23 protein-coding genes are annotated in these 23,096 nt (G+C 65.3%); 15 read left to right on the forward strand and 8 right to left on the reverse strand.

The features are described 5' to 3' along the window. Positions 1 to 53: 53 nt before the first annotated feature. Positions 54 to 1,016, forward strand: coding sequence for a LysR family transcriptional regulator (locus tag HF916_RS47945; protein WP_168795506.1), 963 nt, complete (start codon positions 54 to 56; stop codon positions 1,014 to 1,016). Between the two features lie 59 nt (positions 1,017 to 1,075). Here HF916_RS47945 and HF916_RS47950 read toward each other — a convergent pair whose 3' ends face one another. Beyond that, positions 1,076 to 2,830 (reverse strand): OmpA family protein, encoded by a 1,755-nt coding sequence (locus HF916_RS47950; RefSeq protein ID WP_168795507.1) that lies wholly within the window; start codon positions 2,828 to 2,830, stop codon positions 1,076 to 1,078. A 173-nt stretch (positions 2,831 to 3,003) separates the two neighbouring features. Then, positions 3,004 to 4,662, reverse strand: coding sequence for a GMC family oxidoreductase (locus HF916_RS47955; RefSeq protein ID WP_168795508.1), 1,659 nt, complete (start codon positions 4,660 to 4,662; stop codon positions 3,004 to 3,006). A gap of 307 nt (positions 4,663 to 4,969) precedes the next feature. Here HF916_RS47955 and HF916_RS47960 point away from each other — a divergent pair, with 307 nt between their 5' ends. Continuing rightward, a complete protein-coding gene (locus HF916_RS47960) occupies positions 4,970 to 6,655 on the forward strand; it encodes an isovaleryl-CoA dehydrogenase (RefSeq protein WP_168795509.1) in 1,686 nt (561 codons plus the stop codon). Between the two features lie 102 nt (positions 6,656 to 6,757). Next, positions 6,758 to 8,176, forward strand: coding sequence for a coniferyl aldehyde dehydrogenase (locus tag HF916_RS47965; protein WP_168795510.1), 1,419 nt, complete (start codon positions 6,758 to 6,760; stop codon positions 8,174 to 8,176). Positions 8,177 to 8,179: 3 nt separating this feature from the next. Here the strand turns inward: HF916_RS47965 and HF916_RS47970 are convergent, their stop codons facing one another. The 5 genes from HF916_RS47970 to fliE all read right to left on the reverse strand — a co-directional run bounded on the left by HF916_RS47970 (position 8,180) and on the right by fliE (position 11,377). Continuing rightward, positions 8,180 to 8,539, reverse strand: a complete 360-nt coding sequence (locus HF916_RS47970) for an EscU/YscU/HrcU family type III secretion system export apparatus switch protein (protein ID WP_168795511.1) — start codon at positions 8,537 to 8,539, stop codon at positions 8,180 to 8,182. Beyond that, entirely contained in the window at positions 8,539 to 9,975 is a 1,437-nt protein-coding gene (locus tag HF916_RS47975; RefSeq protein WP_168795512.1) for a flagellar hook-length control protein FliK, read from the reverse strand. Before HF916_RS47975 ends, HF916_RS47970 begins: the two co-directional genes overlap by 1 nt. Before the next feature lie 91 nt (positions 9,976 to 10,066). Continuing rightward, positions 10,067 to 10,393 (reverse strand): flagellar protein FliT, encoded by a 327-nt coding sequence (locus tag HF916_RS47980; protein ID WP_168795513.1) that lies wholly within the window; start codon positions 10,391 to 10,393, stop codon positions 10,067 to 10,069. Continuing rightward, positions 10,390 to 10,824: a flagellar export chaperone FliS gene (gene fliS, locus HF916_RS47985; protein ID WP_168795514.1), complete on the reverse strand. Its 435-nt coding sequence runs from the start codon at positions 10,822 to 10,824 to the stop codon at positions 10,390 to 10,392. Before fliS ends, HF916_RS47980 begins: the two co-directional genes overlap by 4 nt. Before the next feature lie 217 nt (positions 10,825 to 11,041). Further along, entirely contained in the window at positions 11,042 to 11,377 is a 336-nt protein-coding gene (fliE, locus tag HF916_RS47990; protein ID WP_168795515.1) for a flagellar hook-basal body complex protein FliE, read from the reverse strand. 235 nt (positions 11,378 to 11,612) lie between these two features. Here fliE and fliF point away from each other — a divergent pair, with 235 nt between their 5' ends. From fliF to HF916_RS48020, 6 genes are all read left to right on the forward strand, one after another. Next, positions 11,613 to 13,418: a flagellar basal-body MS-ring/collar protein FliF gene (fliF, locus tag HF916_RS47995; protein ID WP_168795516.1), complete on the forward strand. Its 1,806-nt coding sequence runs from the start codon at positions 11,613 to 11,615 to the stop codon at positions 13,416 to 13,418. Next, positions 13,408 to 14,403, forward strand: coding sequence for a flagellar motor switch protein FliG (gene fliG, locus HF916_RS48000; protein WP_168795517.1), 996 nt, complete (start codon positions 13,408 to 13,410; stop codon positions 14,401 to 14,403). The genes fliF and fliG overlap by 11 nt, the downstream gene beginning before the upstream one ends. After that, on the forward strand, positions 14,390 to 15,073 hold the full coding sequence (fliH, locus tag HF916_RS48005) for a flagellar assembly protein FliH (protein ID WP_012434687.1): 684 nt from the start codon (positions 14,390 to 14,392) through the stop codon (positions 15,071 to 15,073). The genes fliG and fliH overlap by 14 nt, the downstream gene beginning before the upstream one ends. Then, on the forward strand, positions 15,067 to 16,716 hold the full coding sequence (gene fliI, locus HF916_RS48010) for a flagellar protein export ATPase FliI (protein ID WP_168795518.1): 1,650 nt from the start codon (positions 15,067 to 15,069) through the stop codon (positions 16,714 to 16,716). Before fliH ends, fliI begins: the two co-directional genes overlap by 7 nt. A 2-nt stretch (positions 16,717 to 16,718) precedes the next feature. After that, positions 16,719 to 17,168, forward strand: a complete 450-nt coding sequence (fliJ, locus tag HF916_RS48015; RefSeq protein WP_168795519.1) for a flagellar export protein FliJ — start codon at positions 16,719 to 16,721, stop codon at positions 17,166 to 17,168. A gap of 70 nt (positions 17,169 to 17,238) precedes the next feature. Beyond that, positions 17,239 to 18,732, forward strand: a complete 1,494-nt coding sequence (locus HF916_RS48020; protein WP_168795520.1) for a flagellar hook-length control protein FliK — start codon at positions 17,239 to 17,241, stop codon at positions 18,730 to 18,732. A gap of 171 nt (positions 18,733 to 18,903) precedes the next feature. Here HF916_RS48020 and HF916_RS48025 read toward each other — a convergent pair whose 3' ends face one another. Beyond that, positions 18,904 to 19,239 (reverse strand): hypothetical protein, encoded by a 336-nt coding sequence (locus HF916_RS48025; protein WP_168795521.1) that lies wholly within the window; start codon positions 19,237 to 19,239, stop codon positions 18,904 to 18,906. 14 nt (positions 19,240 to 19,253) lie between these two features. Between HF916_RS48025 and fliL the strand changes: the two genes are divergently transcribed. From fliL to fliQ, 6 genes are all read left to right on the forward strand, one after another. Further along, the gene (gene fliL / locus HF916_RS48030) at positions 19,254 to 19,754 is read left to right on the forward strand and encodes a flagellar basal body-associated protein FliL (RefSeq protein ID WP_168795522.1); all 501 of its coding nucleotides are present in this window, start codon (positions 19,254 to 19,256) and stop codon (positions 19,752 to 19,754) included. Between the two features lie 65 nt (positions 19,755 to 19,819). After that, positions 19,820 to 20,818 carry a flagellar motor switch protein FliM gene (gene fliM / locus HF916_RS48035; protein ID WP_168795523.1) on the forward strand — a complete coding sequence of 333 codons (999 nt, stop codon included), beginning with the start codon at positions 19,820 to 19,822 and terminating at the stop codon, positions 20,816 to 20,818. Continuing rightward, a complete protein-coding gene (gene fliN / locus HF916_RS48040; protein WP_168795524.1) occupies positions 20,811 to 21,275 on the forward strand; it encodes a flagellar motor switch protein FliN in 465 nt (154 codons plus the stop codon). Before fliM ends, fliN begins: the two co-directional genes overlap by 8 nt. Continuing rightward, positions 21,272 to 21,886 carry a flagellar biosynthetic protein FliO gene (fliO, locus tag HF916_RS48045; RefSeq protein WP_206001995.1) on the forward strand — a complete coding sequence of 205 codons (615 nt, stop codon included), beginning with the start codon at positions 21,272 to 21,274 and terminating at the stop codon, positions 21,884 to 21,886. Before fliN ends, fliO begins: the two co-directional genes overlap by 4 nt. Continuing rightward, on the forward strand, positions 21,886 to 22,731 hold the full coding sequence (fliP, locus tag HF916_RS48050) for a flagellar type III secretion system pore protein FliP (protein WP_168795525.1): 846 nt from the start codon (positions 21,886 to 21,888) through the stop codon (positions 22,729 to 22,731). Before fliO ends, fliP begins: the two co-directional genes overlap by 1 nt. A gap of 64 nt (positions 22,732 to 22,795) precedes the next feature. Then, positions 22,796 to 23,065, forward strand: coding sequence for a flagellar biosynthesis protein FliQ (fliQ, locus tag HF916_RS48055; protein ID WP_011490196.1), 270 nt, complete (start codon positions 22,796 to 22,798; stop codon positions 23,063 to 23,065). Positions 23,066 to 23,096: the final 31 nt, after the last annotated feature.

A 23,096-nucleotide genomic window follows, 5' to 3' on the forward strand; every position in this document is an offset into this window, starting at 1 on the left:
ATGACTTACAATCACTCGACCCATTCCAATTTGGAATTCTGGAGCCTGAGATCGTGGAACTACGTGCGCTGCGGTATTTCGTCGAAGTGGTGCGTCAGCGGAGTTTCACCGTCGCGGCCGAGCAGATGTTCGTCACGCAGCCGACCATCAGCAAAATGGTCAAGTCGCTGGAAGATGAAATCGGCTCCCCGCTGTTGCTGCGGGACGGGCGCCAAATGGTGCTGACCGATGCCGGCCGGATCGTCTACCAGCGCGGTCAGGACGTGCTGGCGGCGCACGCGCAATTGCAGGCAGAACTGAACGATCTCGACACGCTCGGCCGCGGTCAACTCACCATCGGCATTCCGCCCATGGGCGGCTCGCTCTTCACGCCGGCCATCGCCGTGTTTCGCCAACGCTATCCGAAAATCGAACTCAAGCTGTTCGAGCAAGGTTCACGCGCCATCGAGACGGCGCTGATCAACGGCGAACTGGAATTAGGCGGCGTGCTGCAACCGGTCGATCCGGAAAATATCGACGTGCTGCCCATGACGCGTCAGCTGCTGTGGCTCGTCGCGCGCACCGGCTCGCGCTGGGACGAGTTGCACGAGGTGCCGCTCGTGCAACTCGCCAACGAGCCGTTCGTGTTCTACGGCGAGAGTCTTGCTCTCAATGATGTCGTTTTGAACGCGTGCCGCACCGCCGGCTTTGCGCCGACCATCGTCGGACGCAGCGGGCATTGGGATTTCATGGCGGCGCTGGTGCTGGCCGGTGTCGGCATTGCGCTGTTGCCGGCGCCGTACTGCCGGCGTCTCGACCCTGCACAGTTCACCTGCCGGCCGGTGGTGGAACCGGAGATTCCGTGGGAAATGGCGATCGGCTGGCGCCGCAATGGTTATCTGTCGCACGCCGCGCGCGCCTGGCTCGAAGTCGCGCGCGAGGCGCTGCCCGGTCAGGCCGGCGACGATTTCATGCTCGGGCCGGGCATCGGCGTGACCGGTATCACGACGCCGTTTCCGGTTCGGCCCGCAGAATGATGCAATGCCGCCCGGCGCAAACCGGGCGGCATGTCTTGCGCGATGATTCCAGGGCGCAGTTACTGCTGCGCGACGAACTCGATGCGACGGTTGGCAAAGCGGCCGCTCGCCGTGTCGTTGCTCGCCACCGGCCGCGCCTGGCCATAGCCTTGCGCCATCAGCGAATCAGCAGGCACGCCTGTCTTGACGAAATAGGCGCGCACCGCTTCGGCACGTTGCTTCGACAATTGCAGATTCGCCTGTTCGCCGCCGACGTTGTCCGAATAGCCCGCCACTTCGAGCCGCGTCGTCTTGCCGTTGCCCGCGCAGGCGTTCAGCACGCGCGCCGACTGGTTCAGATCATCCACCGCCGAAGCCGGCACATGCGCGCTGGCGCTCGCGAAGTTGATCACCTGCAGGTTCAGCACCCTGACCACGTCCGCTGCCGCGCACGAGCTATCCGGCGTGAGCAGGTTCTTGATCGCACTGCGGAAGTTCTCGTTGGCATCGGCGACGGCGTGCGCGACGTCGAACGAACCGATCTGATACGACGTGCCGAGCAGCGACTTCAGCTTGTCGAGCCAGCCGAGCTTCTTGTCCGCGGCAGTGCCGCTCAGTTCGATGTGCGTGCCGACCACTTTGACTTCCGCGCCGGGCAGTGACAGCAGCGGCAACAGGCCGTCGAAATGGGCCAGCCAGTCGGCCGGTTTCGTGGCCGGATCGACCGTGATGTCCGGCACGAAGTTGTATTGACCAAGGCGCTTCGTCAGCGCATCCACCAGTTGCGCCTTTTCGGCTTCGCTGCCGACGGTGGCCGTCAGCGTCGGTTTACCCGCGGCGTCGACGGTGAAGCTGAGCTGGCTGTCTTGAGTCGGCGCGAGTGCGGCGGGCGGTTGCTGCGCGTCGCTTGCTGAACTTGCGGGCGTCGCGGCGCTGGCGGCGGGCGCCGACGCTGCCGCATCGCTGGCAGCTACCACAGCGGCCGAAGCCTGAAGCGGTGCCGAAGCCGGTTGCGCGGTAACCGCCGCTTCGGGACTGCTGTGTGCGCCGACGCGGCTGGCGTTCTGCTCACCTTGGCAGCCACGCAAAAACAGAAACGCCAGCACCGCCGCGATTGCCGCGAGCAGCCACCACAGCCACGTGTGCGAGCGGCGCTCTTCGCGCACCACGGCGCCCACGGGCACCTGGATAGTCGACAACGCTTCGGCCACCGGCTTCGCTGCGGGCGTCGGATGGTCGATATGCGACGAAACAGCCTTCAGTTGCGCCAGAATGTTGCCGGCAAACACGCCGAGCCCGCCCAGGCCGAGCGCGGCCATCAGGCGGTCGTTCATATAAGGCGCAATGGCCGGCAGTTGATGGCCCAGCAGCGTGGGCAATTGCCCGGCGTTGCCCTGACCTTCGAGACAGTGCCGCTTCAGCAAGCCGAGCAGCGTTGCACCGATGATGCCCGTCATGGCATGCGTGGCGTGCGCCGGCACACCGGTTTGCGAGGCGACTTCGTCGCTCAGCGCGTCGACGCGGCGGTCCAGCGTCCGTTCGAGCAACTGCCGCCCGGCCATTTCCAGTTGGCTCAAACCATTCGTGCTGCCGATCAGGTGCGGCAGCTGTTCGGCGATATGGCCGTTCACTTCCGGCGAGAGGATCGTGGCGAAAAGCGCACGCGCACCGTCGAGCGTCGCGCCCTTTTGCATCAGACCGGCGACGAGCGCCGGCGCCGTGGTGGCCAGCACCTTTTGCGTCGCGTCCGCCGGCAGCCCGAAGCGCTCCGCTAGCTGTCGCACCACACCGTCCGTCATGGCGGACTGAATCAATTGAATTGCGTTGATGCTCATCGCTTCGCTTCCTCGAGTTCCCGAACGCGCCACCTGACGCGCTCCTTTTTTGCGGCGCGATTATAGGTTTCAGGAAATCTCATAAACGAAACGGCACAATTTATGACGAATTGGCAGACGTTCGCTCAAGTTGTCTCATATTTGGCGGCAAAATCTGAAATATCACCGAAAGCTCAGGCGGTATTCGTCGCCACGCCGGCTCTGCCGATTGATGCCATCTTCAGCTCCGCTTGCGATTCGCGACGGGCCGCCGCGATCAGGTCGGCCGCGCGCTCACCGATCATCACCGTCGGCGAATTGGTGTTGCCGCCGATCAGGGTCGGCATCACCGAGGCGTCGACGATCCGCAGCCCCGTGACGCCTCGCACCCGCAACTGCGGATCGACCACCGAGCGCGCGTCGCCGCCCATCCGGCACGTGGCCACCGGGTGATAGATCGTGTCGGCATGCTCGGCGATCGTGCGGCGCAACTCCGCGTCCGACTGGCCCGGATGCGTGTACAACTCGCTGCCGCCATGCAGCGCGAGCGAGGGCGCATCGAGAATGCGCCGCGCCATCCGCGCGCCGTCCACTAGCAGATCGAGATCGCGCGAGTCGCTGAAAAAACGCGGATCGATTACCGGCGCGATTCGCGCATCGGCACTCGCGAGAGTCACGGTGCCGCGGCTGTGCGGCCGCAACACGCACACGTGCAGTGAATAACCATGGCCCCAATGCATGTGACGGTTGTGATCGTCGACGATGGCCGCGCAAAAATGCAATTGCAGATCCGGCCGGTCGAGCGTCGGATTGCTCTTTAGAAAGCCGCCCGCCTCGGCGACATTGCTCGACAGCATGCCGCGCCCGTGGCGCACGAAAGTAACGAACTGCGGCAGCATCCGCGCAATGCCGCGAATCGAAAAGCCGGTCGGCTCGATCGACGAAACCCGCTTGTTGATCGTGAAGTCGATGTGGTCGATCAGATTCTGGCCAACTTCCGGCGCGTCGTGCAGCACGGAAATACCGAGAGACTGCAGATGCGCCGCCGGTCCGATGCCCGAGCACATCAGCAGTTGTGGCGAATTGAACGCGCCGGCCGCGAGCACCACCTCCGCGCGTGCTTCGAGCGTTTCCGTGCGGCCGCCGCGCACGATCTCCACACCGCTTGCACGCTTGCCGTTGAAGGCCACGCGCAGCACCGTCGCGTCGGCGATCGTGTGCAGGTTGGGACGCGCGCGGTCGTAGATATAGGCGCGCGCCACGCTGCAACGGCGTCCGTCGCGCTGCGTCACCTGATAGAAGCCGATCCCTTCCTGATCCGCGCCGTTGAAGTCGCTATTTGGCTTGTAGCCGGCTTCCATCGCCGCCTGCACGAACCGCCGCGAAAATGGATTCTGATAGCGCAGATCGGAGACGGTCAACGGGCCGCTGTCGCCATGCCATGCATCGGCGCCGCGCTGATTGCCTTCGGCGCGGCGGAAATACGGCAGCACGTCCGCCCACGACCAGCCTTCGCAACCCAGTCCCGCCCATTCGTCGTAATCGAGCGGATGGCCGCGCGTGTAGATCATCGCGTTGATCGCACTCGACCCGCCGAAGCCGCGCCCGCGCGGCTGATACCCTTGCCGTCCGCCGAGCCCCGGCTGCGGCGTGGTCAGATAACCGTAATTGGTCTTGAGTTTGTGCGGCACCACGGCCGCCACGCCGACCGGCATGTTGACGAACAGATTGCGGTCCGTGTGCGGGCCGGCTTCGATCAGGGCGATCGTCGCGTCCGGGCAGCTATCCGCGAGACGGCTCGCCAGCGCGCAACCGCCCGACCCTGCACCGACGATGATGTAGTCGTATTGCATCCGCTCCTCCTGATGGGCCGCGTTGCTCGCGCACCCTGTCTCGTGCACACTTGTCTACATGTGTTTCATCGGCATTGTAGGGAGCGTTCGGACACCGCGGCGGGTTCGCGCCAGAGCGATTCCTCTAAACGGAAGCGCCGTCGCGCCCCTATGATGAAAGACGCGCCAACGCCCGCCGGGCGGCTGCGCACAGCATTCAAACACGGCGTTGCACGCGCCGTCCTCTCAGCGCGCGGCATGACACGCGGCGATTAAACAGCCCACTGCCGACCAACGCCGGCGAGCATGCGTTGAACGGAGACAGCAGATGGAACGGCACAGCTTCGGCCAGACTCACGAGGTGACCAATCAGGTTGCGCCGCTGGCGGACTACAACCTGTTTTCCAGCGACGTCGCGTTGTCCGCCGCCCTCGAACGTGACGGCGCCGGGTGGCATCGTGGCGCGTTGCTGCAGCACGGCGCGGCGCTCACCACGCCCGAGACGCTGGCGCTCGCCGAACTGGCCAACCGTCACGAGCCCGAGCTTTTCACGCATAGTCCGCGCGGCGAGCGCATCGACGCGCTGGAATTTCATCCTTCGTGGCACACGCTGCTTTCACTCCTGCGCCGTGAAGGTCTGCACGCGCTGCCGTTTTCCGATCCGCAACGCGGCGCGATGGTGGCGCGCTGCGCCGGTTACTTTCTGCATGCGCAAATCGAATCCGGTTCGCTCTGCCCGCTGACGATGACCTTCGCGAGCATCCCCGTGTTGCAACGCGAACCCGCGCTATTCGCGACGTTGCGCGACAAGCTCTACGCGCGCGAGCACGATTCGCGCGACCTGCCGCTCAAGCAGAAAACCTCCGCAATGATCGGCATGGGCATGACCGAAAAACAAGGCGGCTCGGACGTGCGCAGCAATCAGACCCGCGCCTACTCCACCGCCGGCAGCGGCCGCGGCGCCGCCTACCGGCTCGTCGGTCACAAATGGTTTTTCTCGGCGCCGCAGTGCGACGCGCATCTCGTGCTCGGCCGCACCGACGAACACGAAGGCCTCTCGTGCTTCTTCGTGCCGCGCTTCGCGCCGGACGGCCGCAAAAACAACGTGCAGATCCAGCGCCTGAAAGACAAGCTCGGCAACCGCTCGAATGCGAGCAGCGAAGTCGAATTCCTCGACGCGTTCGGCATCATGATCGGCGACGAAGGACGCGGCGTGCCGACCATCATCGAAATGGCGAATTACACGCGGCTCGATTGCGTGATCGGCAGCGCGGCCTTGATGCGTGCGGCGCTCGTGCAGGCGATTCACCATGCGCGTCATCGCAGTGCGTTCGGCCGCCATCTGGCCGATCAGCCGCTGATGCGCAACGTGCTCGCCGACCTGGCTTTGGAATCGGAAGCGGCGACGGTGCTGTTCATGCGTCTCGCGCGCGCTTTCGAAGAGTCCACCGACGCCGCCTCCACCTCGCTGGCCGAGCGCGCGTGGCGCCGTATCGTCACGCCCGCGGCGAAGTACTGGGTCTGCAAGCGCGCGCTGGAATTCACCGGCGAGGCGATGGAAGTCTGGGGCGGCAATGGCTACGTCGAAACCGGTCCGATGGCGCGCTTCTATCGTGAAGCGCCGGTGAATTCGATCTGGGAAGGTTCCGGCAACGTGATGTGCCTCGACGTGCTGCGCGCGATGGAGCGCGAGCCGGAAGCCGCGCAGGCGCTATTCGCCGCATGGCAGGCGGATGCGCAAGCGCATCCTGCATTGAGCGCGGCGCTCGGCAAATTCGCCGCCACGCTCAACGGAGCGGCCGAGCATCGCGAAGCGTCGGCACGGCGGATCGCGCAGCAGGTCGTGCTGATCGCGCAGGCCACCTTGCTGCTCAAACACGCACCCGCCGAAGTGGCCGAGGCGTTCATTGCCACGCGTCTTGCCGACGGTTGCGGCGAAAGCGGCCGTGTGTACGGCACGCTGCCGGCCACGTTCGATCACGCGGCGATCATCGAACGGGCTTTTCCGGCCTGACGTTCGGCACGCACGCTTCGAGTGATGCCGCGAAGCAGCAGAAAGCAAATCCAATAAAAGCGCGGCTCGACGCGCACGCAATCCATCAGGGAGTGGACACACATGAAGAACGATCTGCCGGAAGTCGCCGCGCTCGAAGCGCTGCTGCGCGAGCAGCGCCACGCTTATTTACGGGCGCCGTATCCATCGTGGGAGACACGCGCCGCGCATCTGAAAGCGCTGCGCAAAGTCATGCTTGACAATCGCGACGCGCTCGCCGACGCGATGAATGCCGACTTCGGCAATCGCGCGAAACAGGAAGTGCTGCTCGCCGAATTCCTGCTGGTGAAGGAGGAAATCGACGGCGCGCTGCGGCACGGCAAGCGCTGGATGAAAGCGCAGCGCCGCAGCACCAACAAATGGCTGTTGCCGGCGCGCGCGAAAGTCGTGCCGCAGCCGCTCGGCGTGGTCGGCATCATCGTGCCGTGGAATTATCCGGTGCTGCTCGCCGTCGGGCCGCTCGTCAGCGCGTTGACCGCCGGCAATCGCGCGATCATCAAAATGTCCGAACTGACGCCGCGCACGTCGGCGCTGTTCGAGCAGTTGATCGGCCAGACTTTCGCGCGCGATCACGTCGCGGTGGTGAACGGCGACGCCGCGCTCGCCGCCGCGTTCAGCGCGCAGCCCTTCGACCACTTGCTGTTCACCGGCTCGACCAAGGTCGGCCACGAAGTGATGCGCGCCGCCGCCGAGCATCTGACGCCGGTCACGCTCGAACTGGGCGGCAAGTCGCCGGCCATCATCGGTGCGCATGCGCGCTTCGACAACGCGGTGGACAACCTCATCGCCGGCAAGACGCTCAACGCGGGGCAAACCTGTGTCGCGCCGGACTACGTGCTGGTGCCGCGCGGCAAGGAGCAGGCGTTCGTCGAACGGGCGCGTGCTCGAATGGCGAAGATGTACCCGGACTTTTGCAACAATCCGGATTACACCTCGATCATTTCGGCGCGCCACTTCGCGCGGCTGGAGCGCCTAGCCGACGAAGCCCAGACCGCCGGCGGCCAACTGCACGCGCTCACCGACAGTTCGCCCGATGCAACAAGCCGCCGCTTCCCGCTGATCGCCATCACCAACGCGCCGGACGAATGCGCGCTGATGCAGGAGGAAATCTTCGGCCCGCTGCTACCCATCGTGTCCTACGACACGCTCGACGACGCGATCGCGTGGATCAACGCCCGGCCGCGTCCGCTCGCGCTGTACCTCTACGCCGACGACGCCGCCACCATCGACCGCGTGACGCACGAAACCGTCGCGGGCGGCATGGCGATCAACGAAACGCTGATGCATCTGGCGTGCGAGAGCCTGCCGTTCGGCGGAGTCGGGGCGAGCGGAATGGGCGCATATCACGGCTACGAAGGCTTCGTGACCTTCTCGAAGATGAAGCCGGTGCTGACGCAGGCGCGTCTGAACGCCCGCGGATGGATTTCGCCGCCGTACGGCAAACGGGTGAACGCGCTGCTGAAACTGATGATGCGGTTCTGACGCTCAGCGCGCCGCCGGGCCGCCTTCGATTTCGGTGGCCACCACGTCGATGACGTCCTGCGCGTCGGCGTTCGCGGCTGGCGACGGCTCGTTCTCGGCGCCGCTTTCCAGCCGATGCAGCCACGCGAGCATCTCCGCCACCGCCTGATAAAGCTCCGGTGGAATGCGCGTGTCGAGATCCACCTGCATCAACAGGGAGACCATTTCGGGCGCTTCGTGCACGTACAGGCCGGCTTCCTTGGCCCGTTGCACGATCATCTCGGCCAGCATGCCGTAGCCTTTGGCGATCACGCGCGGCGCGGGATCGCCGCCTTGGGCGTCGTAGACGAGCGCGGCCGCGCTGCGGCGATGTTTGCGGCTCATCACATGTCCCAATCGAAATCGTCGAGCGGCGTGGCTGCGGTGCGACGGCGCACGCCCGCAGTTCGGCTCGCTGCCGAGCCGGCCGCACCGCCCGCATCTGCCGAACTGGCCGCCGAAGCCGACCGAGCATACGCCGACGCCGCCGCCTGAGCGGCCGCCGCGCCCGCGGCATTCGCGGCGGTGGCGGGCGCGCCGCCGCCAATCTCGCGAATCGTCAAGCCGTTCAATTGGATGCCCGCCGCCGCGAGCCGCTGACGGAAGCTCTCGCCCTGCATCGCAAGACGCGCGGCGCCGCCGGGACTCGCCTGCACGCGCGCGACGAGCCGAGTGCCGGTCAGCGTCAATTCCGCATCGACAGTGCCGAGCGTCGGCAGCGACAGCGTCAGGCGGGTGCGCCACGGCTGGTCGTCCTCGCTCGCCGTGCCGCCGCCGCTACGGTCCCATTCATCGCCTTCCTGTTCGATGGTCCAGTCGAGCTTGGCGCCCGGCCATGCTTCGCCGGTCCAGCGAAACTGCCCGGTCGCAAGCAGATCGAGTTGCTGACGCACCAACGGCACGGTCGCGGGATGAACCGCGGCGGCCATCGACTGCGAATTCTGCGAGGCGCCGCTGTCGACGGTTTGCGCGGCCGCGCTGTGCAGGCTCGCACGCGCGGGCTGGCCGTTCAGGTCGGACAGGGAACTGGCCAGCACCTCGCCGGCCACGAAACGCGCGGCTTGCGCGTTGGGTATTGAGGGCATCCCGCGCGCGGCGGCGGCGCCGGCGTCTTGCGCGCCGCCGTTCGATGAACCATTCGGCGCCGCACCCATGCCCTGCCGGGCGGACGGATTGGCGGGAGATGCCTCGCCGCCGTCGTTCGCCCAGTCGAGCGGCAGTTGCGCGGCAGCAGCGACCAGTTTGTTTTGTGCTTCGCCGGCAAGCGAAGCGGGCGAACGCTGGCCCGCCAGCCATTGCGCGAGATGCGCTTCGTAAAAGAGGCCGCTATCGCCGACGGTCTGTTCGAGCGCGGCGGCGAGCGCCGCGACCGGCACCTGGGCCGCCGCGACATTGGCGGTGGCCGCGGTGGCAGCGGCATTCGGATTGGCGGCGGATGCAGTGGAAGCCGTTGCAGCAGAGGACGTGTCGAACAGCGGCAACGCGCCGACTTCGACATCGAGCGCGGGCGCGGCCGGCCAGATCGGCGTCTGGCCGATCACGGCGGGCGTCGCCTCGCCGCCCGAGCGCACGATCGCATTGAGCGTCAGCGCGACAGCGGACAGCGCGGTCTGGGCGGAAGGCTGCGGCGCGGCCGTCTCAATGAGCGCCGGCATGGTCGGCGCGGTTTCGACGCCCGCCGTGCCGGCCTGCGACGCTGCCGCGCTCCCTGGCGCGATATTGAGCAGACTATCGATCCGGCTCGCGAGCACCGAAGCGACAGTCGTGTCGATCCCGTTCATGCCGATTCCTTGGTCACATTGGCGGCGTCGCGCTCAAATAAAGTCAGTCAGCCGGTTGGTTAGAGGCGCCTCTCGGCGCGCGCGGCACAACTCAGCGCGCTCCGTACAGCTCCTTGAGCACGCGCGTTGGCCGTCCGGCGAACAGCGCGGACAGATTGGCCATGCGCGGATTCGCCAGATCGCGGATCGCAGCGTCGTCGGCGAGGATCTGACGGATCAGCGCGTACTTGCGCAGACGCTCCGCCTCGTCGAGCTTCACGCCCGTTTCGGCGTCTTTCAACGCCTCCACCAGATGGCGGTATTCCTCTTGCAGGTGGACCAGATCGTTCCACAGTGCGCGCCGGGCAGCCATCAGCATGCGGCAGGAAATCGCTGCAATCGCCTCATAACGGGCGAAGTATTCTGCGTTCGATGTCATCTCATGCTTTCCGCGGCGGGCTGGGCTGCCATCCGCGCGATCTCCGGGGCAATCCCGATCCATGCCTCTTCGAGTGTGGCCAGAAGGCCATCCACCTCGACCAGCATCGCCTCGCTTTGTTTTATGTTGGCTTCGAGCAGCCGGCGCGACATATAGCTATACAGCGCGTTCAACCGCTCCGCAATCTCTCCGCCCGCCTCGACGTTGAGCGACTGCTGCAGCCCGCTTTCGACGATCTGAATCGCCTTGCCGATCGCCTCTCCGCGAGCCGGCACATTGCCCTGCTGCAAGTGCATGCGCGCCTGCGCGATCGCCTGCCGGGCGCCCTGATACAACATCACGATCAGACGATGCGGACTCGCGCCCATCACCCCTGTCTCGACGCCGACGCGTGCGTACGCATTGGCTCCAGAGTGTCCTGGGGAAAACATCGGCGCTCCTCCTCTCTTGCACTGCGGTTGGTCGTGGCACCCCATCCGGGCACGTTGCCGCATCCCGATTTCTGCCTGTACCTGGTTATCGGATAGGCAGCGGGAAAGCTTTAGGCCAGTGTAAGGAGGTTTAAGGGGCCAAATGGCCCAGCCCTCGAGAGCCGCACGGCATGCACGCGTTCGGGCGGGCGGAACAGCCTTGCCGCCCGATCCGCGTTCACACCGACATCTGCATGATGTCGTTATAGGCGGACACCAGCTTGTTGCGCACCTGCAGGCCGAACTGGAAGCCCACGTTGGCCTTTTGCATGTCGACCATCACGTCGTTCAGCGACACGTTCGACGAGCCGAGTTCGAACGCCTGCGATTCGCCGACCGCCTTGGTCTGATCGCCGCTGATCTTGTCCAGCGAGGCCTTCAGCGCCGAGGCAAAACCGGTGGGCGTCGCCGCGCCGGACGTGTCAGTGACCGTATTGCTGCCGCCGGCCGCTTGCGCCGCCATCGACTGCATCTGTTGCAGCGCCGACGAAAGCGCGTTCACGGGGAAAGCCATATTTTCTCCAGGGAATGACGACCGGCATGCCAAACCGTACCGATCTGGACGAAAGCATAGCAGCGGGCCATACGGGAAAGCCCCGAAACTAGGGGGGAAACCCGGCTCTATTCAAGCAATCGGGTTGAGCCGCGCTGCGGATAATTTCAAGGGTGAAAGTCTCTGTCCGTGCGCCCGCCGACCCTCGGTGCGGTAGCGGGCAGAACGCAAAAGGCATCCCGGAGAAACCCGACGCATGGATTCGTCAGCCAACTCTTTGATCAACCCCGACGCCCGCATGGGCCTCGCCGGCGCGCAGCCTGGCGCCGGTGCGGCCGGTGCCGGCCAGGCCGGCGGCGCAGCAGACCTCGGCGGCCTGGGAAGCAACCTCGGTGGCAACTTCGGTCAGCGCCTCTCAGGCCTCGCGCAAATGCGCGGCAACCCGCGCGCCCCGCTGATATTCGCGGTCGCGTTGCTGGTCGCCGTGGTGGCGGGGCTGTTCCTGTGGTCGCGGGCGCCGGACTACAAGGTGCTCTACAGCAACCTGTCGGACCGCGACGGCGGCGCCATCATCACGGCGCTGCAGGCGGCCAACATTCCCTATAAGTTCTCCGACGCCGGTGGCGCGATCCTCGTGCCAGGCGAACAGGTGCATGAAATGCGTCTGCGCCTCGCGTCGCAAGGCTTGCCCAAGAGCGGCTCGGTCGGCTTCGAACTGATGGACAACCAGAAGTTCGGCATCAGCCAGTTCGCCGAGCAGATCAACTATCAGCGCGCGCTGGAAGGCGAACTGGAGCGCACGGTCGAGTCGATTTCGTCGGTGAAGTCGGCGCGCGTGCATCTGGCGATTCCGAAGCCGTCCGTGTTCGTGCGCGACAAGGAAGCGCCGTCCGCTTCCGTGCTGGTCAACCTCTACCCCGGCCGCGCGCTCGACGAAGGCCAAGTGATGGCGATCACGCACATGGTGTCGTCGGCGGTGCCGGATATGCCGGTGAAGGGCGTGACCATTCTCGATCAGGACGGCAACCTGTTGACGCAGCCGTCCACCGGCAGCGGGCTCGACGCCTCGCAACTGAAGTACCGTCAGCAGATCGAGCGCAGCACCCAGCAGCGCATCGACGCGATCCTGTCGCCGCTGTTCGGCTCGGGCAACGCGCATTCGCAGGTTAGCGCCGACATCGACTTCTCGCACAGCGAGCAGACCTCGGAAAACTACGGCCCGAACGGCAACCCGCAACAGGCGGCGATCCGCAGCCAGCAATCGAGCACCGCCACCGAAATGTCGCAAGGCGCGGCCTCGGGCGTGCCGGGCGCGCTGTCGAACCAGCCGCCGCAGCCCGCGTCGGCGCCGATCAATGCGCCGAACGGCACGAGCGGCGTGACGACCACGCCGGTCAGCGACCGCAAGGACGCGACCACCAACTACGAACTCGACAAGACCGTGCGCCATCTCGAACAGCCAATGGGCGGCATCAAGCGTCTGTCGGTGGCGGTGGTGGTGAACTACCTGCGCGTGGTCGACGGCAAGGGCCACGCCACGATGCAGCCTGTTACCGCGGACAAGCTCGCGCAGGTCAACCAGTTGGTGAAGGACGCGATGGGCTTCGACCAGGCGCGCGGCGACTCGGTCAACGTGGTCAACAGCCCGTTCAGCACCGAAGTCGACCCGAACGCCGACCTGCCATGGTGGCGCACGCCGGACATGATCGCGCTCGCCAAGCAGATCGCCACGTATCTCGGCATCGGCGCGGTCGCCCTGTTCCTCTACTTCGTGATGGTGAAACCGGCGCTGCGCCGCGCCTTCCCGCCGCCGGAGCCGGCCGCCGTCGCGGCGCTGGCGTCGCCGGACGAGCCGATCCTGCTGGACGGCATTCCCGCCGCCGAGCGCATGGGTGCGAACGGCAGCTCGGTCGCCGAACTGGAAACCGACAGCGAACTGCTCGCCCTCGAAAGCTCCAAGCACAAATATGAGCGGAACCTGGAATTCGCGCGCAACATCGCGCGCCAGGATCCGAAGATCGTTGCAACCGTCGTGAAAAATTGGGTGTCCGATGAGCGCTGAAGGCGTAACGAAGAGCGCGCTCCTGCTGATGTCGATCGGCGAGGAAGAAGCCGCGCAGGTGTTCAAGTTCCTCGGGCCGCGCGAAGTCCAGAAGATCGGCGTCGCGATGGCCGCACTGAAGAGCGTGACCCGCGAGCAGGTCGACGAAGTCCTGCAGGAGTTCGTACGCGAGGCCGAGCAGCACACCGGCATGTCGCTGGATTCGAACGAGTACATCCGTTCGGTGCTGACCAAGGCGCTCGGCGACGACAAGGCCGGCGCGATCATCGACCGGATTCTGCAGGGCAGCGATACCAGCGGTATCGAAGGCCTCAAGTGGATGGATTCCGCGGCGGTCGCCGAGCTCATCAAGAACGAGCATCCGCAGATTATCGCGACCATCCTCGTTCACCTGGACCGCGATCAGGCGTCGGAAATCGTCGCCTGCTTCACGGAGCGGCTGCGCAACGACGTGCTGCTGCGGATCGCGACGCTCGACGGCATCCAGCCGGCCGCGCTGCGCGAACTCGACGACGTGCTGACCGGCCTCCTGTCCGGTAGCGACAATCTCAAGCGCAGCCCGATGGGCGGCATCCGCACGGCAGCGGAAATTCTCAACTTCATGTCGAGCAATCATGAAGAAGGCGTCATCGAGAACGTTCGCCAGTACGACGCGGAACTTGCGCAGAAGATCATTGATCAGATGTTTGTGTTCGAGAACCTGCTCGATCTGGAAGACCGCGCGATCCAGCTGCTGCTGAAGGAAGTCGAGTCCGAGGCGTTGATCATTTCGCTGAAGGGCGCGCCGCCCGCGCTGCGCCAGAAGTTCCTGTCGAACATGTCGCAGCGTGCGGCCGAACTGCTCGCCGAAGACCTCGACGCGCGCGGTCCGGTGCGCGTCTCCGAAGTCGAGACGCAGCAACGCCGCATCCTGCAGATCGTGCGCAACCTGGCCGAAGGCGGCCAGATCGTTCTAGGCGGCAAGGCCGAAGATGCATATGTCTGATCAGAACTCCGCAGCGAAGGAACGCCTCTCGGCCTACCAGCGCTGGGAGATGGCCTCGTTCGATCCAGTGCCGCCGGCGCCGCCCGAACCCGAAGTCGACGACGGCGCGTTCGAGGCCGAACTCGAACGTCTGCGCGACGCCGCTCATGCACAGGGCATCGCGTCCGGCCACGTGGCCGGTCAGGCGCTCGGCTATCAAGCCGGTTACGACCAGGGCCACGCGCAGGGTTTCGAGCAAGGCCAGAGCGAAGCGCGTGAAGAAGCCGCGCGGCTCGCCGCATTGGCCGAAACCTTCAAGGCCGCGCTCGACGGCGCTCAGGGCGCGATTTCCGAGACGCTGGTCGCACTGGCGCTCGACATCGCGCAACAGGTGGTGCGCCAGCACGTGCAGCACGACCCGACCGCGCTGATCGCCGCCGCGCGTGAGGTGCTGGCCGCCGAGCCCACGCTGGTCGGCGCACCGGCCTTGATCGTGAGTCCCGCCGATCTGCCGGTCGTCGAAGCCTATCTGATGGAAGAACTGCAAACGCGCGGCTGGACCGTGCGTACCGATCCGGCAGTGGAACGCGGCGGTTGCCGCGCGCAAGCCAACACCGGCGAAGTGGATGCCGGCATCGACACGCGCTGGGAGCGCGTGGCTGCCGCACTCGGCAAGGTGAGCACATGGTGAAGCCGACGCTCGAAGAGATCCGCGCCAGCGACCTGACGCCGCTCGAACGCGAACTGGCGCTGGCGTCGTTCGGCGCCGAGGCGTTCGCGGAAGAACCGGCTGCGGTGACACCCGCCGCGGCTGCGGTCGCGGCCATCGAAGCCGCCTTGCGCGATCCGGCGCATGCCCATCCGGCGACGGGCGCCGCCGCGAGCCGCGATGCCGCTGCCGCAAGCCCTGCTTCCGCCGCGATCGCCCACGCCCCGTACGATCCCGCGCTCGACAGCAATCCGCACATGCAAGCGTGGCGCGGCCGCCTCGACGCACTGCGCGCGCGCAACGCGATCGCCAAGCCGATGCGCGCCTGCGGACGTCTCACGCGCGCGGCCGGTCTGGTGCTCGAAGCAGTGGGTCTGCGTCTCTCCGTGGGCGCCGAAGTGATGATCGAACTGCCGCAAGGCAGTTCACTGCCGATGGCCGAAGCCGAAGTGGTCGGCTTCTCCGGCGACAAGCTGTTTCTGATGCCGACCACCGAAGTGATCGGCTTGCTGCCCGGCGCACGTGTCTTTCCGCTCGAAAGCGCGCCGATCGCCGATCCGATGGCGGGCGCCAAACGTCTGCCGGTCGGTTGGGAATTGCTCGGCCGCGTGCTGGATGCCTCCGGCCGTCCGCTCGACGGACTCGGCCCGCTCGGCGCGCATGCCGACGCCCCACTGTCCTCGCCGGTCATCAATCCGCTGAACCGCGAACCGATTCACAAGGTGCTCGACGTCGGCGTGCGCGCGATCAACGCGCTGTTGACCGTCGGCCGTGGCCAGCGCATGGGGCTGTTCGCCGGTTCGGGCGTCGGTAAATCAGTGCTGCTCGGCACGATGGCGCGCTACACCAGCGCCGAAGTGATCGTGATCGGCCTGATCGGCGAACGCGGCCGCGAAGTGAAGGAATTCATCGAGCAGATTCTCGGCGAGGAAGGCCTGGCGCGCTCCGTGGTGATCGCCGCGCCCGCCGACGTCTCGCCGCTGCTGCGCATGCAGGCCGCATCGTATTCGACATCGCTTGCCGAGTATTTCCGCGACCAGGGCAAGCACGTGCTGCTGCTGATGGACTCGCTGACGCGCTACGCGATGGCGCAGCGCGAGATCGCCCTCGCCGTGGGCGAGCCGCCCGCCACCAAGGGCTATCCGCCTTCGGTGTTCGCCAAGCTGCCGGCGCTCGTCGAGCGGACCGGCAATGGCCCGGCGGGCGGCGGCTCGATCACCGCGTTCTATACGGTGCTGACTGAAGGCGACGACCAGCAGGACCCGATCGCCGACTCCGCGCGGGCGATTCTGGACGGCCACATCGTGCTGTCGCGCTCGCTGGCTGAGGCCGGTCACTATCCGGCCATCGACATCGAAGCGTCGATTAGCCGGGCAATGACCGCGCTGATCGACGAAAACCATCTGGACAAGACGCGTATGTTCAAGCAGATGCTGTCGCGCTATCAGCGCAACCGCGATTTGATCAACGTCGGCGCGTATTCGAGCGGGCGCGACGCGCTGCTCGACCGCGCCATCGCGCTGTATCCGCGGATGGAAGCATTTTTGCAGCAAGGTTTTCGCGAGTGCGCGAACTTTGAACCGAGTCTCGAAATGCTGGACGCGCTGTTTGCCCAAGGAGGCTGACGATGGCGAAACACTTTCCGATCAAGACCCTCATTGGCCTCGCCCAAGACGATGTGGACGCCGCCGCGCAACGTCTGGGCCGCGCGCAGCGCGAGCGCAACGACGTGCAGTCGCAGCTCGACGCCCTCGTCCAGTACCGCGACGAATATCACGCGCGCTTCACCGCGACCGCCCAGGCCGGCATGCCCGCGGGCAACATGCGCAATTTCCAGGCATTCATCGACACGCTCGACGCCGCCATTGAACAGCAGCGCAACCTGCTGGTGACGGCCAACGCGCGCGTCGAGGCCGCCAAGCCCGACTGGCAGCGTCAGAAGCAGAAGCTCGGCTCGTACGAAGTGCTGCAGGCACGCGGCGAAGCAGCCGAAGCCAGGACCACGGCGCGGCGCGATCAGCGCGACGCCGACGAACACGCCGCCCGGATTCTGCGGATGCGCGCCGAAGGCGCGTGACGTGCATCAGGCGCATGAGCGCCGTCTCGATTGACTGAACACCTCGTTTGACAGATTGACAGGATTCCCTATGTCGCTTCTTTCACAGATCGGCTCGCTGCTCGGCTCCGCCAGCAGCACGTCGACCAGCGCGGCCATGGCCGCTGCGGCGAACGCCAAACCGTTCTCGCAAACCTTGCAGCAGAGCATCGACCAGCAGAACAGCGCGGCTGCGCAGAGCGCGAGCCAGCAGCAGGCTGCGGCTGCGGCGTCTTCCGGATCGTCGTCTTCGTCGAGCGTGCACGATGCGCCGCCGCCGGCCGATCCCGCGCCGAAGAGCGCGGACGACGCGAGCAGCAGCAAAGACACCAGCAAGCCGACCAGTTCGGCATCGTCCGCGGCTTCGTCGGGCAATACGCAACAGGCTTCGACGGACAAGACGAACGCCACGCCGGCGAAAACCGGCAACACGGTGAACCAGACCGACGCGGGCACTGCGGCGGCAGCCGCTGCCGCTCAAGCGCAGGCTCAAGCTCAAGCTCAAGCCGACGCGAACACCGCCAATACGCCGACAACCACTGACCCGGCCACGGCTTTGACCGACGCCGCGACCGCGCTGCCTGGCACGACCACGGACGCCACGACTGGCGGCACGCCGGGAAAAAAGACCAGCGCCACCGATCCGAAGTCATTGCAAGACGCGTTGCAGGCAGCGCTGGCCGCGTTGGCGAACGGCCAGGGCGTGCCTGCGCAAGCGCTGGCGAGCGGCGCGGCCGCGAACGCCGCGATCTCGGCAAATGGCTTGGCCGGCACGAACGGAGGGCTGAACGGAACCGCGGACGGCAAGACCCTGGCGGCCGGGCTGTTCGGCGACGGCAATGGATCGACCGCATCGAAAACCGCCCTGACGACGGCGACGACGACCGTGGCCGACCCATCCGCGGCTGCAAAAGCGTCGGTTGACGCATTGATGGCAACGGCAGCCGGAGGCACGCAAGCCGACGATCTCGCGTCCTTCAAAAGCGCGACGGATGCGGCAACAGCGGCGCTAGCCGCCTCGCAAGCCGCCGCGAGCGCAGCGAGCACGACGGCGGCCGTCCAGACCACGGGCAACGCCGGCGCGGCGGAGGCGGCGAATACATTGTCACCGCAGGTCGGCACGACTGACTGGGAAGACGCGTTGAGTCAGAAGGTGGTGTTCTTATCGAATGCGCATTCACAGAGTGCCGAGTTGACCTTGAACCCGAAGGATCTGGGGCCGCTACAGGTTGTCTTGCAGGTTGCCGATAACCATGCCCATGCGTTGTTCGTGTCGCAGCACCAGTCCGTGCGCGAAGCCGTCGAAGCCGCGTTGCCGAAGCTGCGCGAGGCGATGGAATCCAACGGCATTGGCTTGGGAAGCGCGAGCGTCAGCGACGGCTTTGCGCGCCAGAGCAGCCAGCAGCAGAACGCCGACTCCGGCCGTTCCGGCGGCCGCTCAAACGGCGCGAGCGGACCATTCGGCGGCAGCGGCACGGACGCGATCGACACGGCGGTCAACGTACCGGTACGCCGCACGGTCGGCTTGGTCGACACGTTCGCGTGATGTCGGCGCCTTGGAGGCGCCGACATTCGCCGCGCGCCACCGGGCAAAAGCCGCGTCTTGATTTGCAGTTGGTTTGTGATCGGCGCCCTCCAAAGGGCGCCGATTTGCGTCTAGCGACGAGTGAAATACCGCGACGGCGCGCGGAGCGCCGCCGGAAGAATGAGCGCCTTGTCACTCACGCGGAGTGCGCGAGGACACAGATTCCAGATGCACCACTACCGTGACTGCGCGAGGATTCCGCTTAAGAATTAGCGGTGTGAAGCGGCTTTCTTTGCCTACTTTCTTTGCCGCGGCAAAGAAAGTAGGTGCCGCCCCGCACAGGGGCAACGCTAATAGACCACCACCAAGGAAAGGCAAGGAAAGGCAAAAAGGCAAAAAGGCAAAAAGGCCAAAAGGCAAAAAGGCCAAAAAACCAAAAACAAGAGATAGCCCGCAATCCCCCTTCTTTTCGACCCATCGCGCCGCGAGCAAATCAACAACAATCACCATCACCAGCACTAAAGGCAAGCAAAGCAAACCACATGGCAACCACGACCGCACCTCAACAAGCCGCGCCGGCATCCCCCGGCCCGATGAAGCGCATCATCCTGATCGTGCTGATCGCGATCATTGCCGCGGGCGCAGCGGGAGCGGGCGTCTGGTTCTTCATGTCGAAGCGCGCCCCGACCGCAACCTCGGCCGAAGCAGCGCCGCCGTCAGCCCCAGCGCCGCTGTTCTTCCCGCTCGAATCCATGACGGTGAACCTGCAGTCGGACGACGGCCAGCAGCATTTCCTGCGCATCGGCCTGACGCTAAAACTGACCGACGCAAAGACCCAGCAAGAACTGACAGACCACATGCCCGAAGTGCGCAGCCACATCCTGCTCGCCCTATCGAACAAACACCCTGACGAACTCGCGCCGCTCGAAGGCAAGCGCGCGCTCGCCACGGAACTGCGCACGCTGATCGAGCAGCCGACCGACAAGGGCGCCGCGCCGATCCATGTCCAGGACGTCCTGTTCACCGAATTCGTCGTGCAGTGACGTCGGTCGTGACGTTAATCAGCGCTGCCATCATCAACCGCCACGGGACGCACGAGGAATAAGGAATGGGCCACGAAGAGTTCATGTCCCAGGAGGAGGTCGATGCCCTCCTCAAGGGCGTAACCGGCGAAACAGACTCGGAAGCCGAGCAAAGCGACCGTGTAGGCGTACGGCCCTACAACATCGCGACGCAGGAACGCATCGTCCGCGGCCGGATGCCCGGCCTCGAAATCATCAACGACCGCTTCGCGCGTCTGTTACGCGTCGGTATTTTCAACTTCATGCGGCGCTCGGCGGAAATCTCCGTCGGCCCGGTGAAGGTGCAGAAGTACAGCGAATTCACCCGCAACCTGCCGATCCCGACCAACCTGAACCTGGTCCACGTGAAGCCGTTGCGCGGCACCTCGCTGTTCGTGTTCGATCCGAACCTGGTGTTCTTCGTGGTCGACAACCTGTTCGGCGGCGACGGGCGTTTCCATACCCGCGTCGAAGGCCGCGATTTCACGCAGACCGAGCAGCGCATCATCAACAAGCTGCTGAACCTGGTGTTCGACAACTACACGGCGTCGTGGAAGAGCGTGCGTCCGCTGCAGTTCGAATACGTGCGCTCGGAAATGCACACGCAATTCGCCAACGTGGCGACGCCGAACGAAATCGTCATCGTCACGCAGTTCTCGATCGAGTTCGGCACGACGGGCGGCACGCTGCACATCTGCATGCCGTACTCGATGATCGAACCGATCCGCGACATTCTCTCGTCGCCGATCCAGGGCGAGGCGCTCGAAGTCGACCGCCGCTGGGTCCGCGTGCTGTCGCAGCAGGTGCAGGCAGCAGAAGTGGAACTGACCGCCGACCTCGCGCAGGTGCCGGTCACGTTCGAACAGATCCTGAACATGCGCAAAGGCGATGTTCTGCCGATCAACATCCCCGAACACATCACCGCGAAAGTCGATGGCGTGCCGGTGATGGAATGCGGCTACGGAATTTTCAATGGTCAATACGCGTTGCGGGTCCAGAAGATGATCAGCGCAGCCGACACGATGAAGGAAGGTGGATATGAGTGACCTGAACGCAAAGACTGAGGCCGAACTGGCCGCTGGCGCGCCGCAATTTGCCGCCGACGCAGCCGCTGCCGAAGACGACGCGGCCATGGCGGACTGGGCCAGCGCGCTGGCCGAGCAGAACGACAATTCGGAAGTCAGCGCGACGACGGCGGGCGTATTCCAGCCGCTGTCGAAAGTCGAGCCGACCACGACGCGCAACGACATCGACATGATTCTGGACATTCCTGTTCAGATGACCGTCGAGCTGGGCCGCACCAAGATCGCGATCCGCAACCTGCTGCAACTCGCGCAGGGTTCGGTGGTGGAACTGGACGGCATGGCCGGCGAACCGATGGACGTGCTGGTCAACGGCTGTCTGATCGCGCAGGGCGAAGTGGTGGTGGTGAACGACAAGTTCGGCATCCGTTTGACCGACATCATCACGCCGTCCGAACGTATCCGGAAGTTGAATCGATGAAACGCGTTGCCGGTCGCGCCGTGTTGCGCATTGTTCTGAATCGCGCTGCACGGGCGGCGAACGTCGTGGCGACGGCTTTATGGGCGTCGGCTTCGCTGGTCGCGCTGCTCGCACCGTCGGCCGCTCACGCGGCGGACATGAACGCGGTCAACAACGCCGCGAAGATCGCTTCGGGCGTCGGCGCGGGCTCCGCAGTTCCAGCGCTCGGCGTCGGCGCGGTGCTGCAAACCATCGTGGGCCTGTTGGTCGTGATCGGTCTGGTATTCGGTTGCGCATGGCTCGCTCGCCGCTTCGGCTTGCAGCCGGCGAACCGCGGCGGTCTCGTGAAGACGATCGGTGGCGCCTCGCTCGGCGGCAAGGAGCGGGTCGCGGTGGTCGAGATCGGCGATACGTGGCTCGTGCTGGGCACGGCACCCGGCAATGTCCGTCTGCTTCACACGATGCCGGCAGGTTCGGCCGCCGTCGATTCGCTCGGCGCTACGCTAGCCGGTCCCGCAAGCGCGCCTGCTGGCGGCACGGCACTGCCGGGCACTTTCGGCCAACGCTTTCGCGACGCTTTGAAAGGCGAAGTAGGCAAACGTTTCAACGGGCAAGGCGGCGGGGTTCGGTAATGCAGTTCAGTCTTTCTTCGGCGCGTAACGCGCAATCCGCTCGCCTGTCCGGCACCACTTCGAAAGTGATTTCCGTGCTTGCTCACGCTGTGCGCCGTGTCGCACCCGTCGTCCCGGTCGCGCTAGCGGCGCTGATGCTCGCGCTGCCGACCCTGTCGTTCGCGCAGGCCGCCGGCTTGCCGGCCTTCAACACGAGCCCCGGCCCGAACGGCGGCACGACCTACTCGTTGAGCGTGCAGACAATGCTGCTGCTCACGATGCTGTCGTTCCTGCCGGCGATGGTGCTGATGATGACCAGCTTCACGCGCATCATCATCGTGCTCTCGCTGCTGCGCCAGGCGCTCGGCACGACCACGACGCCGCCTAACCAGGTGCTCGTCGGACTCGCGCTGTTCCTCACACTGTTCGTGATGTCGCCGGTGCTCGACAAGGCCTATACCGACGGCTACAAGCCTTTCTCCGACGGCACGATCCCGATGGAGACCGCCGTCAACCGCGGCCTCGCCCCGTTCAAGACATTCATGCTGCGCCAGACCCGCGAAAGCGATCTCGCGTTGTTCGCCCGCATCTCACACGCCGCGCCGATGCAAGGTCCGGAAGACGTGCCGCTGTCGCTGCTGGTGCCCTCGTTCGTGACGAGCGAACTGAAAACCGGCTTCCAGATCGGCTTCACGATTTTCATCCCGTTCCTCATCATCGACATGGTGGTGGCGAGCGTGCTGATGTCGATGGGTATGATGATGGTGTCGCCCGCGACCATTTCGCTGCCGTTCAAACTGATGCTGTTCGTACTGGTCGACGGCTGGCAGTTGCTGCTCGGCTCGCTGGCACAGAGCTTCGTTTAACCGCGCTTGCTCCCAAGCGTTTATAACCGCATTTCGCGCCCTTCACGCTTCCGGTCACCTCGCCATGAATCAAGAATCCGTCATGACGCTCGCGCACCAGGCCATGTATGTCGGCCTGCTGCTCGCCGCGCCGTTGCTGCTGGTCGCGCTGGTGGTCGGTCTGGTGGTGAGCCTGTTCCAGGCCGCCACGCAGATCAACGAAAGCACGCTGTCGTTCATTCCGAAACTGCTCGCGATCGCCGTCACGATGGTGATCGCCGGTCCGTGGATGCTCACGACCATGCTCGACTATTTGCGCCAGACGCTCACCAACATTCCGACGCTCGTCAACTGAGCAGCGTGCCGGTTTTCACCTTCCCTTCCGA

This window comes from Paraburkholderia aromaticivorans (genome assembly GCF_012689525.1).
Taxonomy (GTDB): Bacteria; Pseudomonadota; Gammaproteobacteria; order Burkholderiales; family Burkholderiaceae; genus Paraburkholderia; species Paraburkholderia aromaticivorans_A.

Coding starts and splice junctions, on each gene's coding strand:
- HF916_RS47950 (WP_168795507.1), bottom strand. CDS start 2,830: ATGAGCATCAACGCAATTCAATTGATTCAGTCCGCCATGACGGACGGT.
- HF916_RS47955 (WP_168795508.1), bottom strand. CDS start 4,662: ATGCAATACGACTACATCATCGTCGGTGCAGGGTCGGGCGGTTGCGCG.
- HF916_RS47960 (WP_168795509.1), top strand. CDS start 4,970: ATGGAACGGCACAGCTTCGGCCAGACTCACGAGGTGACCAATCAGGTT.
- HF916_RS47965 (WP_168795510.1), top strand. CDS start 6,758: ATGAAGAACGATCTGCCGGAAGTCGCCGCGCTCGAAGCGCTGCTGCGC.
- HF916_RS47970 (WP_168795511.1), bottom strand. CDS start 8,539: ATGAGCCGCAAACATCGCCGCAGCGCGGCCGCGCTCGTCTACGACGCC.
- HF916_RS47975 (WP_168795512.1), bottom strand. CDS start 9,975: ATGAACGGGATCGACACGACTGTCGCTTCGGTGCTCGCGAGCCGGATC.
- HF916_RS47980 (WP_168795513.1), bottom strand. CDS start 10,393: ATGACATCGAACGCAGAATACTTCGCCCGTTATGAGGCGATTGCAGCG.
- fliS (WP_168795514.1), bottom strand. CDS start 10,824: ATGTTTTCCCCAGGACACTCTGGAGCCAATGCGTACGCACGCGTCGGC.
- fliE (WP_168795515.1), bottom strand. CDS start 11,377: ATGGCTTTCCCCGTGAACGCGCTTTCGTCGGCGCTGCAACAGATGCAG.
- fliF (WP_168795516.1), top strand. CDS start 11,613: ATGGATTCGTCAGCCAACTCTTTGATCAACCCCGACGCCCGCATGGGC.
- fliG (WP_168795517.1), top strand. CDS start 13,408: ATGAGCGCTGAAGGCGTAACGAAGAGCGCGCTCCTGCTGATGTCGATC.
- fliH (WP_012434687.1), top strand. CDS start 14,390: ATGCATATGTCTGATCAGAACTCCGCAGCGAAGGAACGCCTCTCGGCC.
- fliI (WP_168795518.1), top strand. CDS start 15,067: ATGGTGAAGCCGACGCTCGAAGAGATCCGCGCCAGCGACCTGACGCCG.
- fliJ (WP_168795519.1), top strand. CDS start 16,719: ATGGCGAAACACTTTCCGATCAAGACCCTCATTGGCCTCGCCCAAGAC.
- HF916_RS48020 (WP_168795520.1), top strand. CDS start 17,239: ATGTCGCTTCTTTCACAGATCGGCTCGCTGCTCGGCTCCGCCAGCAGC.
- fliL (WP_168795522.1), top strand. CDS start 19,254: ATGGCAACCACGACCGCACCTCAACAAGCCGCGCCGGCATCCCCCGGC.
- fliM (WP_168795523.1), top strand. CDS start 19,820: ATGGGCCACGAAGAGTTCATGTCCCAGGAGGAGGTCGATGCCCTCCTC.
- fliN (WP_168795524.1), top strand. CDS start 20,811: ATGAGTGACCTGAACGCAAAGACTGAGGCCGAACTGGCCGCTGGCGCG.
- fliO (WP_206001995.1), top strand. CDS start 21,272: ATGAAACGCGTTGCCGGTCGCGCCGTGTTGCGCATTGTTCTGAATCGC.
- fliP (WP_168795525.1), top strand. CDS start 21,886: ATGCAGTTCAGTCTTTCTTCGGCGCGTAACGCGCAATCCGCTCGCCTG.
- fliQ (WP_011490196.1), top strand. CDS start 22,796: ATGAATCAAGAATCCGTCATGACGCTCGCGCACCAGGCCATGTATGTC.